Source organism: Alkalimonas sp. NCh-2 (assembly GCF_039631345.1).
GTDB classification, from domain to species: domain Bacteria; phylum Pseudomonadota; class Gammaproteobacteria; order Enterobacterales; family Alteromonadaceae; genus Alkalimonas; species Alkalimonas mucilaginosa.
Genome location: NZ_JBDIUV010000001.1, coordinates 403,368 through 416,313 on the forward strand (window position 1 = coordinate 403,368; position 12,946 = coordinate 416,313).

A 12,946-nucleotide genomic window follows, 5' to 3' on the forward strand; every position below is an offset into this window, starting at 1 on the left:
ACAAAGCAACCAACCGTCGGAACTGGCGGCTCACTTAGTTGTAGCCGAGGATAGCGGTTGGCTCTAACTCTGGCCGCTCACTAAAAGGTTTATTACCAGCCAATAAGGATGGCGCCTCACCAAAATGGCGACGTGCTGGTTGGTAATGGTCTTTGGGTTGATTTGAACTGCGGGCAGTCTCTTGCGGTTGTGGTAGTGCATTCATGGTGTGTCTCCTTCACCGGTAGCGTACACAAGCATCATAATCCATCGATGCTGAAGCTAAGCTTAATCGACAACTGGTTATTTATCAAGCAGCACAGCTTTTAAGCAGCTACCGGCACCCCACTGTGAAAACGAAACTCAACATCAGGCTGTAAAATCAGCGTCGCTTCAATCGCCGCCAGTTGCTGCACCCGTTCATCAATCGGCTCAGCACTGATGTCGGCGGCCAGTTGCAGGTAGTCCTGGTAATGACGCGCTTCCGAGCGCAGCAAAGAGATATAAAAACGCTGTAACTCGTCATCCAGCAAAGGAGCCAAAGCGGCAAAACGCTCACAGGAGCGGGCTTCAATCAAAGCCCCAATAATCAGTTTATCGACCAGCATGGCCGGATCCCGGCTACGCACATGCCGCAATAAGCCCGAAGCATAGCCGGCAGCACTCAGGGGCTGGATGGCAATACCACGCTGACGGATAAAAGCCAGTACCTGCTCAAAGTGATGCAACTCCTCTTTAATCAAGCGCACCATTTTATCCAGCACTTGCTGTTGCCAAGGCTGCGTTCCCTTAGCATGGAGTTCACCTATCAGCGCATTTTTGCTTTGGGTAAAATGGCCATCTCCTACTTTCCGATAGACAAAGTCCTCGTAAGGCTTCAGCCAAGCCAGCAAAGATTTAGCAGAATCGTTATCTGTGGCATAGCGGCGAATTAACAAAGCAGCACTTTGCGCTGCTTTTAGCTCGCAATGCATATGGTCAATCAACAAAGCCGGTAATTGCTCAGGCAAGGCAGCACGCTCAAGCCAGACATCCGGCGTTCGGCAGTGCAAAAACTGGTGGATGGGAGCCAGCAACACAGCTAGTTCGGCAGTATTCATCAATGCATCTACAGCTTTGTAAAAAAACGGCATTATAACGTTTTCAAGCTCAAGCAACCAGCTATCAGGCGGCCAAAACTGATCCGGATCAAATTTTGTGCAACATAACTTGACGACCGGACAAAATTTGGCCATAACTGAACTATACCTAGGAGGTACTCTGGTATAGCCCGATTGGTACAACAGTACCAATTGCTTAAGTTATAGGCAGTGTGAAGGATAATAATTATGATATTGAACCACCTATGGGGACTCTATGCCCACCCGAAAGAAGAGTGGCATACCATCGACCAGCGCCATGAAAGTTTTCGTTACAGCCTGGCGCACATTTTGATTATTGCGCTAATTCCATCCATCTGTGCTTATTACTCGGCCGTGCATATCGGCTGGAGTATCGGCGTTGGTGATACCATTAAATTAACCTCGGACAGTGCCCTGATGCTGTCAGTTGCCATGTACTTTGCCTTGATTGCTGGCGTCTTTGCACTGGCCTTTCTGGCACATTGGATGGCGCATACTTTTGGCTCTGAACCAACCTATACCCAAACTCTGGAGCTGGCAGCCTATACTTCCACCCCCTTGTTTATGGTAGGCTTTGCTGCCTTGTACCCAGAGCTGTGGTTTGTGATGCTGGTCGGGCTGGCTGGATTGGCGTACTCGGTGTATCTACTGTATGTAGGAGTACCCATTTTGATGCATATTCCGGAAGAGCGTGGTTTTATTTACGCCAGCTCAGTGGTGACCTGTGGTTTGATTCTGCTGGTATGTGTACTAACCGGTACTGCCATCTTGTGGAGTTCCGGCTTTGGTCCGGCCTTTACACACTAATGAACCTTTACAGATAACACAAAAGCCGCAATTGCGGCTTTTGTGTTTTGCAGCAAACGCTTAATCTGCTTCGTTGTAGGTTTCCAGATTGGTCGCCATCGCCATGGCAGCATTGCGGTGCTTTGCCCCATCACTGCGCTGTTGATCCAACCGGTTCAGGTAATCCTGATCGATGTCATTGGTGACATAAACCCCATCAAATACCGAGGTTTCGAAACGCTTAATATCCGGATTGACCGAACGAACAGCCGCAATCAAATCTTCCAGTGATTGGAAGATCAACCCATCAGCACCGATGTTTTCGCAGATACTGTCAACATCATGACCATGAGCAATCAGTTCATTGGCAGAGGGCATATCGATGCCATAGACATTCGGAAAGCGCACTTCTGGCGCGGCAGAGGCAAAGTATACTTTCTTGGCACCGGCATCACGAGCCATTTCAATGATTTGCTGCGAGGTAGTGCCCCGTACAATGGAGTCATCGACCAACAGAACATTCTTACCTTTGAACTCCTGTTGAATGGCATTCAACTTGCGGCGCACTGATTTTCTGCGCTCTACCTGGCCCGGCATAATAAAAGTACGGCCAATGTAGCGGTTTTTTACAAAACCCTGACGGTAAGGTAAATCAAGCTCCTGCGCAATTTGCAGTGCAGCATCATTACTGGTTTCAGGAATTGGGATCACCACATCAATGTCCAGATGCGACCAATCACGTTTGATTTTTTCACCCAACTTGGTGCCCATAGCCACCCGCGAGGCATAGACCGAGATATTGTCGATGGTGGAGTCCGGCCGGGCAAAATAGACGTACTCAAAAATGCACGGGCTGTAGCCTGGGTTCTCAGCACACTGCTGGGTAAACAGCTCACCGTCTTCAGTGATATAGACCGCTTCACCCGGGTACACATCCCGCATTACGGTAAAACCATCGGTATCGAGTGCAACGCTCTCTGACGCCACCATGTACTCAGTACCCGCTTCCGTATCACGCTTACCGATCACCAGAGGTCGGATACCGTTCGGATCACGAAAAGCCACCAAACCATGGCCAATAATCAGGGATACCACGGCATAACCGCCGCGGACTTTACGATGTACTGCAGTAACGGCCTGAAACACATCCTCTGCCGTCAATGATAAGGTATTGTTCTGCTGCAATTCGTGCGCAAAGACATTCAGCAAGATCTCGGAATCCGAGGTGGTGTTGATATGGCGTCTCGCCCGGCGGAAAATTTCTTCGGTCAATTGCTCTGAGTTGGTTAAATTGCCGTTATGGGCCATAGCGATGCCAAAAGGACTGTTGACATAAAAGGGCTGTGCCTCGGCAGTGCTGGAGGAGCCGGCCGTTGGATAACGAACATGACCGATGCCAATATTGCCGGACAGGCGCAACATATGGCGGGTGTGAAACACATCTTTCACCAGACCGTTCGCTTTACGCAAACGCAAGGTGTTGTTATCCACCGTCACGATGCCAGCAGCATCTTGTCCCCGGTGTTGCAACACCGTCAGGCCATCGTACAGCGCCTGATTGACCGGATACTTACCAACAATACCAACAATACCACACATGGAATTTTCCTCGCCTAAGACTAATCACCCACAACAAACAGGTATTAGGGCTGTTGCATAAAACTCGAGTGATGCTGCAAATAATCGAAGAACCACTCAATGATAAATCGGAATTCAGGAATAAGTTTGGAGTTCTGCCACCAATCGGTTTTACCGGCACCGGTAAAGGCATCGACAAAAAATAACACCGCACTGACCAGCAAGACACCGCGCAGAGCCCCAAAAATAAGCCCCAGCACCCTATCGGTACCACTTAGGCCAGTAGACTGCACCAACTTGCTGATTAAAAAATTAATTAAGGCACCAAGAATAAGAGAACATACGAAAAGAATAGCGATGGCCAGGGCGTTACGGAGAATTTCATCATCCAGGCTGGTGAAATAGGCTGCCAGGTGAGGGTAATAATAACTGGCTATAAAAAAGGCAAGGATCCAGACGATCAAAGAGACCGCTTCTTTGACAAAGCCACGCACCAGACTAATCACCGTTGAAAGGGCGATAATAGCCAGAATGACAAAATCAATCCAAACCATGTAATTCCAAAGGATGCCTGATCACGGCGCGCATTCTACCAAAGTCGCTGGCCCTTGCCTAATTATTTTCCAGCGGCTGGTAGTTGCTGATCACCAGACGATCATCACGGGCAATGGCTCTCAGTTCAGCTAAGCGCTGCTCCAACGCATCGCGGCGGAGATCCGGCCCGACAAAAACACTGGTCAACTGCACTCCCTGGCTATTGGTTACTTGTCGGGTATAGGTACGAAAACCAGCATCGTTCAGGCGTTTTACCAACTCTTCGGCATTTTGCACCCGGCCAAAGCTCCCCACCCGGACCGTCCAGGCTCTTTCCGTCAGTGCCTGGGTTGTATTATTTGCTGAGCCAGAGGCAGCCGTTGACGCTGGGGGACGCTGAGTGGTGGCTGTGCTGTTGTTCGCTTCGCCAACAGTCACCTGTGCATACTGCTGAGAAGGCAACTCATCGCTGTCAGTGGTAGTTGCCGCCGCATCTGAGGGCTCCAGATCAACCTGTGGTTCCGCCAGAGCCTGCTCACGCCGGGCTAGCACAGTGGCAGTATCCAACAGTTGTTGTTCCTGCACGCCCTGAAATTCTGGCCGGGCCGGAATTTGTTCAAAGTCGTCTTTCAGCACCTGTTTTTCACCATCCAGCAAATCGGGTAAAAACACCACGGCTGCAATCATTAAAATGCAGGCACCCAATAACCGTTGTTTAAAAGCTCGTGTCATTTTGCCTCCACAGGGGGTGTTGTCTGGCTCAGTACGGCAGACACAGTAACAAAAGAGCCGAACACCAGCAATAAATCATCGTGTTGCAACTGCGTCAGTAGCTGTCGATAACCGGCAGAGACATCGTCATAGCATTGCAGACTAGTGTCCGCAGGCACTATCGCCTGCAATAATGCGCTATCAGCCCCACGAGGTCCCGGCAAACTTACCAGCGCCCAGTGATCTACCCATGCAAGCACCGCATCCAGGGCCCTTGGTTTCACTTTATCCCGCATCATACCGCACAGTGCAAAGATCCGCTTAAACCGAGGCTTTAATTGCTGCAGTTGCTCTGCCAGATACTGAATGGACTGAGGGTTATGGGCAACATCCAACAAGACTGCGGGCTGTTGTTGCAACCATTGCATACGCCCGGGCAAAGTCACTTGCGACAACGCCTGACGGATGGTTTCCGGCTGTGGCAATAAATTCAGTTGTAATAGCGCTTTTAAGGCCGTGGCAGCGTTCTGTAATGGCACTGGCACCAGCGGCAATTCAGCCAGGGTTATAGCCTCACTTTGCCAATGCCAGGCTGTTGCCTGTTGCCGCCACTGAAAATCCACTCCGGCGCATTTGAGTTCAGTTCCAAGCTTAGCAGCAACCTCGATAACACTGGCTGGTAGCTGCAGCTCAGCAACCACCGCCGGTTTGTTAGCCCGAAAAATCCCTGCTTTTTCCCGACCAATGCTCTCACGATCACTGCCCAGCCAGTCCTGGTGATCCAGGTCGATGGTGGTTAATACACTCAGATCGGGCTCAACAATATTGGTGGCATCCAAACGCCCGCCTAAGCCCACTTCGATCAGCGCTACATCCGGTTGGTACGCTTTAATTAGATAAAAAGCAGCCAAAGTAGTGAATTCAAAGTACGTCAGCTCGATGTCCTGACGCAACTGTTCAATAAAAGCCAGCGCCTTCACCCAGTCGGCATCCGCGACATCCTGCTGGTTCACACGCAAACGCTCATTAAACCGCAACAAATGCGGCGAACTGTACACGGCTACAGTATGACCCTGCGCCAATAACAATTGTTCCATACAACGTGCGGTAGTGCCTTTGCCATTGGTACCCGCAATCAATACCACCCGGCCAGGTAACTGTTGCAAAGCAGCCCGCTCAGCAACCTGCCGCACACGGTCCAGACCAAGCTCGATCTGATGCTGCGGATGTTGTTGCTCAATAAAGCAAAGCCAATCGTCCAGAGTCTGGCACGATTGGCTGGTAAGGGAGGTGAAGGTGCTCATAAACCCCTGAGCAGTTGGGTTACTCCTGTTCCGGAGTGGGCAACTGCATAAATTTAGCCACAAGTCGGGCAATTGTATCGCGCATTTCGCGGCGGTCAACAATCATATCAATGGCACCGTGATCCAGCAGGAATTCGCTGCGCTGGAAACCCTCCGGCAATTTTTCCCGCACGGTTTGCTCAATAACCCGCGGACCGGCAAAACCAATCAGTGCTTTGGGTTCACCAATATTGATATCACCCAGCATGGCCAGACTGGCAGAAACCCCCCCCATGGTTGGATCGGTCAGCACAGAAATATAAGGCAGCCCCTGCTCACTCAACTTGGCTAAAGCTGCGCTGGTTTTGGCCATCTGCATCAATGACAGTAAAGCTTCCTGCATCCGGGCACCGCCACTGGCAGAAAAGCAAATGTAAGGCACCCGATGCTCAATCGCGTACTCCACCCCTTTGACAAACTTGGCGCCCACTACAGAGGCCATGGAGCCGCCCATAAAGTTAAATTCAAAAGCAGACGCTACCACCGGCATGCCTTTAAGCTGACCATGCATTACCAACATAGCATCTTTTTCGCCGGTTTCTTTTTGTGCCGCGGTAATGCGATCTTTGTAACGCTTACTGTCTTTAAACTTCAGCAAATCCTGAGGTTCTAACTCTGCAGCCAGCTCTGTGGTACTGTTCGGATCCAGAAACATGGTAAGACGATCACGGGCACTGACTCTCATATGGTGATCGCATTTCGGACAAACGCCCAGTTGTCGATCCAGATCGGCTTTGTACAATACCGCATCGCAGGAAGAACATTTGGTCCAGACGCCCTCAGGAATATTACGGCGTGCAGAAGTCGAAGTACGGGGAAGGATCTTTTCTAACCAACTCATATCGATTCCTAATCAGCTTTTGGTTATTTAACCGGAAAGCCTTGCTTATTTGGTGTTAAATGCACCGAAATTCTGAAAAACGGTAGCTATTAAAGCATAAAAACGGCGTATGTTAATATAAAAAACTGGTCTTAGTAGTCAGTCCAGTTGCGCAGGCAAAAACAATGGGCCTGGTGCAGACTGCGGCAACGCATAGCTTTCCGGGTAGTCTACCTCGACCAGATACAGACCTCCAGCTTTGGCTGTTGCCGCTGCCTTGGTACGATCTTTACCGGCCAGTAATTCAGCCAGCCATGTGACAGGTTGCCGCCCCATACCAACCTCCAACAAAGAGCCGGTAATATTTCGGACCATATGATGCACAAAGGCATTGGCTTTGATATCCAGCACCACGTAAGGGCCGACCCGCTGCACCTTCAGATGATGCACAAAGCGGTTTGGGCTCTTTGACTGGCACTGTATCGCCCGAAAAGCACTGAAGTCATGCTCACCAAGCAGGCATTGTCCGGCCTGATGCATACGTGCTGCATCCAGTGGCTGGTGGTAGTGGCTTAAGCCTGCCTGTAGAATTGCCGGCCGGTATCGCTGGTTAAGAATAATGTAGCGATAGCGCCTTGCCGTAGCAGCAAAGCGGGCATGAAAATCTTCAGGCACCGCTTTGGCCCAACGCACACTGATACCTGCCGGTAAGTGGCTGTTGGTCCCCATTATCCAGCCTTTATCCGAACGTACGGCACTGCTATCAAAATGCACTACCTGCCCGGTCGCGTGCACCCCGGCATCAGTACGACCGGCACACTGAGTGAGTATTGGCTCATTGGCAACTTTTGACAAGGCCTGCTCCAGATGTTGCTGTACGCTGGCGACTTCCTGCTGACGTTGCCAGCCATAAAACTCCGAGCCATCGTATTCAATACCAAGCGCAATCCGCATGCTCACCTCATAAAAGAAACATAAAAAACCAGGCAAGGTCGCAACCGCCTGGTTTAGTGATACAAGGATTATACCCTATGCAAGTAATCCCTGCCCAGCCATGCTAAGCGGACAGGGTTCCCGAGGGTATTAGTCTTTTTTGGTGTTTGGATGCAACTGACTGACTTCCTGTTTAATCGCTTCCGGTGCATCCGAGTTCATCACCTCTTTGATGACTTGCTCTGCACTTTCGACATCATCCATTTCAAGATAGGCATGGATCAAATCCAACTGAGCTGCGTATTCATCATCCAATCCGGCCACGGCATCAAGCCCCGGCCCCTGCGGCTCATCTTCCAGCTCAGTATCAAACTCTGGCTCTTGCGGCTGCAGTGATTTGTCCGCCGCTTGAGCCAAAAGCTGGTCAATATCCTGAAAGTCGTCATCGGACACCAGGCGTTCAGTTGCGGTTGCTTCATCGGTAAGAGGCTCGGTTACATCCGGCGTGCCATCTTCATGCTCCGAGACTCGCTCCGCCATTTGTTCCAGCTCGGACAGCAGTTGGTCGAAATCCGTTGTATCGTCATCATCCAGTTGGATCCCTTCGATGGCATCTTCGGACATATCCTCCGCTGGCTCTTGCTCTGCCAGAATGGCATCGTCAAAGTCGCCATCCGCTGTATATTCGGCTTCACTGGTGTCCGAGCCACTGGCAGGCTCTTCAGCACTCAGCTCCAGTTCAGGATACTGTTCCAGTACTTCACTCGGGTTTTCAACGGAGAGACTGGCGGCCGAAGGTGGCTGCACCGAGTTATCATCTTGCTCGGTCAGGTTTGGAGCTTCCTGTTCAGGCTCAACTGGCACATCCGATGGGAAATCATCTTCAAGATCCGCATAGTCATTCAGGTATTCAGCCTCCGTTGCAGCCTCCAGTTGCTGCTCTTCCAGCTCGTCAGAGCTGTCGCTGGTGCTGCTATCTGCTAATAAGGCGTCTATATCGGCATCATTCATGTCTTCATCAAAAGCATCGGTAGACAGCTCTTCTGCCAGTTCCTGCTCTGGTGGCATCGTTTGCTCATCCAGCTCCTGCTCCAGACTTTCTTCAACCAGACTTTCAGCAAATGCATCCAGCTCTGTACTGTTAAATTGTACCAGTTCTGTATCTGCAGTTTCTGTGGGTTCATCCGCCAGTAAATCCGTCAGATCTGCCGACAGCTCCTGCTCTGGTGAAAAGTCAGTGTCAGCAACCAAATCCTCTGCTAAGCCCTCAATTTCCGGCTGTTCCTGGTCGGTCTCAAGCTCTGTATCTATCCCGGCCGTGAGCTCCTGATCCGTCATGAGCTCCTGTTCGTCTTCTGGAATATCCAGCTCAATTTCTTCCAGCAGCTCATCCTCCAGCTCATCCGAAGTATCATCCAGCACGGACTCAGTCTCATCAGACTCTGCAAATAAGGAGTCGAGATCGCTGCCAGATAAGATATTATCCGGATCAAAGGCATCCGAAGCATCAGCCTCATCCAGCTCAGTAGTTCCTGCTGAGGAAGTATCTGAGGACAAATCTGTGTCGAGTAACGAATCATCATCCAACAAGGCATCATCGTCATCAAACAAACTATCCTCCTGGATGCTGCTATCATCCAACAGCACTTCATCATCCAGCAGATCATCCGTTAAATCGACCGGACTATCGTCCATCTCTTCATTAAAGGCATCATCCAGCAACGAGTCGTCCAGGCTAAACAAGGAGTCGTCAATATCCAGATTGTCATCGACCTCAGGCAATGGCGATTGGTAGTTCGCCGCCGTTTTAGGCTCGGAGGTAGCGGCTTCGATAGTTGCCTCAGCACGCTTACTACGCCGCTTAATCCAAAATAGTAAACCCAGCAATACACCCAGTGCAGGCACCGATGCAGACAACACCCAAAATGCCGGATTGGCGGCAAGCTGTTGCCAGGATGCGGCAAAGCCACGCTCAGCATCCGCTTCCAACTGAGCTTGCTGCTGTGCCATCCACTCGGCTTGCAAACGGACCATCTGTTCCAGCTCACGCTGCATTTCGGCATCTTGTGCCATCTGTTCTTTCAGCGCATCCAACTGCTGCTGTAGCGATCCCAGGCTATGCTTTAAGCTTTGGTTGTCTTCCATAATGCTTTCAACCAACAACATAGACTCGCCAAAGCGGTGGCGAAGTTGCTGCAGCTGTTGTTGCTGCTCTTGCTCCAACCGCTCGACGGCTTGCTGCAATTGCTGGCTGGGCGCTTCTGCCGCAGGTTCGGCTGCAGTTTGTCTGGCCGCTCGCATCCGGCGGGCCCAGCTTTCATCATCGGCACTTGATTTTTGCCGGGCTACGGCAGGGTCGACAGCACGGATCTCACGTAAATTAGGCACTTCCAACATGGCGCCTGTACGTAGATGGTTGAAATTATTATCTAAAAAAGCATGTGGATTTTTCAGGTACAGGGCATACATCACCTGATACATATCCGTACCCTCGGGCTGCACTTGCTGCGCCAGCCGCCATAAGGTATCTGTCGGTGTAATTGGCCCTAATTGCTGCAGACGACTTTGCTGATCCGTAGCTCTGGGCCCACGAATGCTGGTGCCGCCATCACTGGCGACAGCAAGTGTCGAAATATTGACAAGACAAATCAGAAAAAGAATTCGCCAGAGCTGCATGTATGCTTCCTAATCCAACCGGCCGGGCCGGGGTTTACCAGGGAATCACTGCTTTCCCACCGCCACGGAATAATTCCCGCATCGAATGCTTACTAATCGTTGACAGAACCTATGCAAACACCATTCCATCCGTTCTTTAACGGCACTATAAAACAGAACTTAAGTTGCTGCCAGCCAAGCGACAGCTGCAGACCAAAAAAAAGCCAACACAAGGTCGGCTTTTTCATGCTCAGATCCAGAGCTTACAGGTAGTCACGGATCAAGTGCTCAGCAATCTGAATGCTATTGGTCGCTGCACCCTTGCGGATGTTGTCTGCCACCACCCACAGATTAAGTCCCAGCTCATGCGAAATATCCTTACGCACCCGCCCGACAAAGACTTCATCATGACCAGCCGCATGGCTGACCTGAGTTGGGAAATCCTCGTTTTGCTCCAGCAACACCACACCAGGCGCATTGGCCAGCAACACCTTGGCCTGCTCAGCATCAAGCGGCTGGCGGGTTTCAATGTGAACGGCTTCGGCATGACCATAAAAAGCCGGTACCCGAACCGCAGTAGCATTGACCGCTATGCTGTCATCCCCAAAGATTTTCTGGGTTTCCCAGTGCATCTTCATCTCTTCTTTGGTGTAGTCATTATCCAGGAACACATCGATTTGCGGAATCACATTAAAAGCGATTTGACGACTAAACTGACCTTTTTCTTCAATAGGACGGCCATTCATTAACTGAGCCGTTTCATGCGCCAGCGCTTCCACCGCCTGCTGGCCTGCACCACTGACCGACTGATACGTAGCCACATTAATACGGCTGATGCCAACAGCATCGTAAATCGGTTTCAATGCCACCAACATCTGAATAGTAGAGCAATTCGGATTGGCGATAATATTGCGGTTGCGAAAATCGGCCAAAGCAGCTGCATTCACCTCTGGCACCACCAGCGGGATATCCGCCTCGTAACGGTAATGCGAGGTATTGTCGATCACCACACAACCGGCATCCGCTGCCTTAGGGGCATACTTCGCTGATACACTGCCGCCTGCTGAGAACAAGCCAATTTGAGCCTGTGTCCAGTCAAATTGCTCAACATCCAGTACGGTTACCTTTTTACCACGGAAAGTGACCTTGCTGCCGGCAGAGCGACTGCTGGCCAAAGGGAATAATTGATTGACTGGAAAGTCACGCTGTTCCAGAAGTTCGATTAAGTGCTGACCAACCAGGCCGGTAGCACCCAAAACGGCAACATTGTACTGCTGAGCCATAGTATCTCTTCCTCTTCTTGCTAATGCTCGCTATGTTCGGCTAAAGCCAATTTGATACAGCCAGTCAGGCACCCCTGCCCCTGACAGCTGAATGGTGCTGCATTCGCGCCGGGCTGGATAATTCTTTCTGAGCCAGTCAAACCCTTGCTTGTGAATGTGATGACGCAATAATGCGTCATCCCGTCGTACATCATATACCAATCTGAACAGATTTTGGACATCTGGAAGCCCAAAATTTTCAGTTATTTGCACTGCAGAGATTGCGGGTCTCGGACAAAAGTCGTCAAGCTTGTGTTGGACAGGTATTGCCAACTGCCGGCACAGTTGCTGATACAGGTATTCGGTGCCCCTGGCTTTGCCTTCCAGGCTATGACCTGCAATATGAGCTGTCGCAATATCCAGATAAGGTAACAATGGTAATAAAATAGCCGGCTCCTGCTCCCAGACATCCAGTACCAACGGTCGCTGCCCACCACTTTGTGCCTCAGCCAGCAATGCCTGATTATCAAACACAGCACCACGGCATGCATTTAATAAGGCACAATCCGGTTTTAGTTGCTGCAAGCTGGCAGCATTCACCAGATGATGGGTCGGGTAAGGCCCAGAAGTGCTATGGGGTACATGAAAACTCAGTACATCGGCCTGCGCAATGATAGTTTCAAAAGCCAGGTGTGGGAAATCCGGCTCTTGCTCTGCTCGTATCGGATCGCACAGCAGTACCTGGCAACCCAGCAACTGCAGCACCTCGGTCAGAGCCTGACCAATAGCGCCTACACCAACGATACCAATCACTTTATCGGTTAATGACCACTGATAACGTTCAGCCAAACAGAACAGGCTGCTTAGGATGTATTCAACCACGGCTCTGGCATTGCAGCCTGGCGCACTGCTAAAAGCAATGTTCTGTCTGGCCAGATACGCCAGATCAATGTGATCGGTACCAATGGTGGCAGTACCCACAAAGCGTAACCGTGTTGCTCTTGCCAGCAGATCCTGGGTCACTGCTGTAATGGAACGCACCAGCAACACATCAGCATCGTGCAATTGCTCTGGCTGCACAGAGCGCCCCGCAAACATACGAACCTCACCCAAGCCGGCAAAAAACTGCTCGGCATAAGGCATGTTGTCATCGGCATAAATGATCATCAGGGCTTGCTCCTTGCGCATAAAAAAACCACCGTCCAGCGGTGGTTTTTCGAAAAG

The 12,946-nt window shown here is 50.8% G+C and carries 12 protein-coding genes; 1 reads left to right on the forward strand and 11 read right to left on the reverse strand.

The features are described from left to right. Positions 1-34: 34 nt before the first annotated feature. A complete protein-coding gene (locus ABC502_RS01950; RefSeq protein ID WP_330087869.1) occupies positions 35-205 on the reverse strand; it encodes a hypothetical protein in 171 nt (56 codons plus the stop codon). A 100-nt stretch (positions 206-305) separates the two neighbouring features. After that, positions 306-1,079 (reverse strand): tRNA isopentenyl-2-thiomethyl-A-37 hydroxylase MiaE, encoded by a 774-nt coding sequence (gene miaE / locus ABC502_RS01955; RefSeq protein ID WP_345914729.1) that lies wholly within the window; start codon positions 1,077-1,079, stop codon positions 306-308. Positions 1,080-1,307: 228 nt separating this feature from the next. Here miaE and ABC502_RS01960 point away from each other — a divergent pair, with 228 nt between their 5' ends. Next, entirely contained in the window at positions 1,308-1,907 is a 600-nt protein-coding gene (locus ABC502_RS01960) for a Yip1 family protein (RefSeq protein ID WP_345914730.1), read from the forward strand. A 60-nt stretch (positions 1,908-1,967) separates the two neighbouring features. Here the strand turns inward: ABC502_RS01960 and purF are convergent, their stop codons facing one another. From purF to ABC502_RS02005, 9 genes are all read right to left on the reverse strand, one after another. Beyond that, a complete protein-coding gene (gene purF, locus ABC502_RS01965) occupies positions 1,968-3,485 on the reverse strand; it encodes an amidophosphoribosyltransferase (RefSeq protein ID WP_330087872.1) in 1,518 nt (505 codons plus the stop codon). A 44-nt stretch (positions 3,486-3,529) separates the two neighbouring features. Then, a complete protein-coding gene (locus ABC502_RS01970) occupies positions 3,530-4,018 on the reverse strand; it encodes a CvpA family protein (RefSeq protein ID WP_330087873.1) in 489 nt (162 codons plus the stop codon). A 58-nt stretch (positions 4,019-4,076) separates the two neighbouring features. Then, positions 4,077-4,730, reverse strand: coding sequence for an SPOR domain-containing protein (locus ABC502_RS01975; RefSeq protein ID WP_345914731.1), 654 nt, complete (start codon positions 4,728-4,730; stop codon positions 4,077-4,079). Further along, positions 4,727-6,013, reverse strand: a complete 1,287-nt coding sequence (gene folC / locus ABC502_RS01980) for a bifunctional tetrahydrofolate synthase/dihydrofolate synthase (protein WP_345914732.1) — start codon at positions 6,011-6,013, stop codon at positions 4,727-4,729. The genes ABC502_RS01975 and folC overlap by 4 nt, the downstream gene beginning before the upstream one ends. Positions 6,014-6,032: 19 nt before the next feature. Next, entirely contained in the window at positions 6,033-6,893 is an 861-nt protein-coding gene (gene accD / locus ABC502_RS01985; protein WP_330087876.1) for an acetyl-CoA carboxylase, carboxyltransferase subunit beta, read from the reverse strand. 138 nt (positions 6,894-7,031) lie between these two features. After that, positions 7,032-7,826, reverse strand: a complete 795-nt coding sequence (gene truA, locus ABC502_RS01990; protein WP_345914733.1) for a tRNA pseudouridine(38-40) synthase TruA — start codon at positions 7,824-7,826, stop codon at positions 7,032-7,034. 129 nt (positions 7,827-7,955) lie between these two features. Beyond that, positions 7,956-10,481 (reverse strand): FimV/HubP family polar landmark protein, encoded by a 2,526-nt coding sequence (locus ABC502_RS01995; protein ID WP_345914734.1) that lies wholly within the window; start codon positions 10,479-10,481, stop codon positions 7,956-7,958. A 242-nt stretch (positions 10,482-10,723) separates the two neighbouring features. Further along, positions 10,724-11,743, reverse strand: coding sequence for an aspartate-semialdehyde dehydrogenase (locus tag ABC502_RS02000; protein WP_330087879.1), 1,020 nt, complete (start codon positions 11,741-11,743; stop codon positions 10,724-10,726). 30 nt (positions 11,744-11,773) lie between these two features. Then, the gene (locus tag ABC502_RS02005; RefSeq protein ID WP_330088012.1) at positions 11,774-12,889 is read right to left on the reverse strand and encodes a 4-phosphoerythronate dehydrogenase; all 1,116 of its coding nucleotides are present in this window, start codon (positions 12,887-12,889) and stop codon (positions 11,774-11,776) included. Between the last annotated feature and the right edge of the window lie 57 nt (positions 12,890-12,946).

What these genes read in the sequence shown, in the direction of transcription:
- ABC502_RS01950 (WP_330087869.1), bottom strand. Translation starts at nt 205, where the DNA reads ATGAATGCACTACCACAACCGCAAGAGACTGCCCGCAGTTCAAATCAA.
- ABC502_RS02000 (WP_330087879.1), bottom strand. Translation starts at nt 11,743, where the DNA reads ATGGCTCAGCAGTACAATGTTGCCGTTTTGGGTGCTACCGGCCTGGTT.
- ABC502_RS01995 (WP_345914734.1), bottom strand. Translation starts at nt 10,481, where the DNA reads ATGCAGCTCTGGCGAATTCTTTTTCTGATTTGTCTTGTCAATATTTCG.
- folC (WP_345914732.1), bottom strand. Translation starts at nt 6,013, where the DNA reads ATGAGCACCTTCACCTCCCTTACCAGCCAATCGTGCCAGACTCTGGAC.
- purF (WP_330087872.1), bottom strand. Translation starts at nt 3,485, where the DNA reads ATGTGTGGTATTGTTGGTATTGTTGGTAAGTATCCGGTCAATCAGGCG.
- truA (WP_345914733.1), bottom strand. Translation starts at nt 7,826, where the DNA reads ATGCGGATTGCGCTTGGTATTGAATACGATGGCTCGGAGTTTTATGGC.
- ABC502_RS01975 (WP_345914731.1), bottom strand. Translation starts at nt 4,730, where the DNA reads ATGACACGAGCTTTTAAACAACGGTTATTGGGTGCCTGCATTTTAATG.
- ABC502_RS01970 (WP_330087873.1), bottom strand. Translation starts at nt 4,018, where the DNA reads ATGGTTTGGATTGATTTTGTCATTCTGGCTATTATCGCCCTTTCAACG.
- accD (WP_330087876.1), bottom strand. Translation starts at nt 6,893, where the DNA reads ATGAGTTGGTTAGAAAAGATCCTTCCCCGTACTTCGACTTCTGCACGC.
- miaE (WP_345914729.1), bottom strand. Translation starts at nt 1,079, where the DNA reads ATGAATACTGCCGAACTAGCTGTGTTGCTGGCTCCCATCCACCAGTTT.
- ABC502_RS01960 (WP_345914730.1), top strand. Translation starts at nt 1,308, where the DNA reads ATGATATTGAACCACCTATGGGGACTCTATGCCCACCCGAAAGAAGAG.
- ABC502_RS02005 (WP_330088012.1), bottom strand. Translation starts at nt 12,889, where the DNA reads ATGATCATTTATGCCGATGACAACATGCCTTATGCCGAGCAGTTTTTT.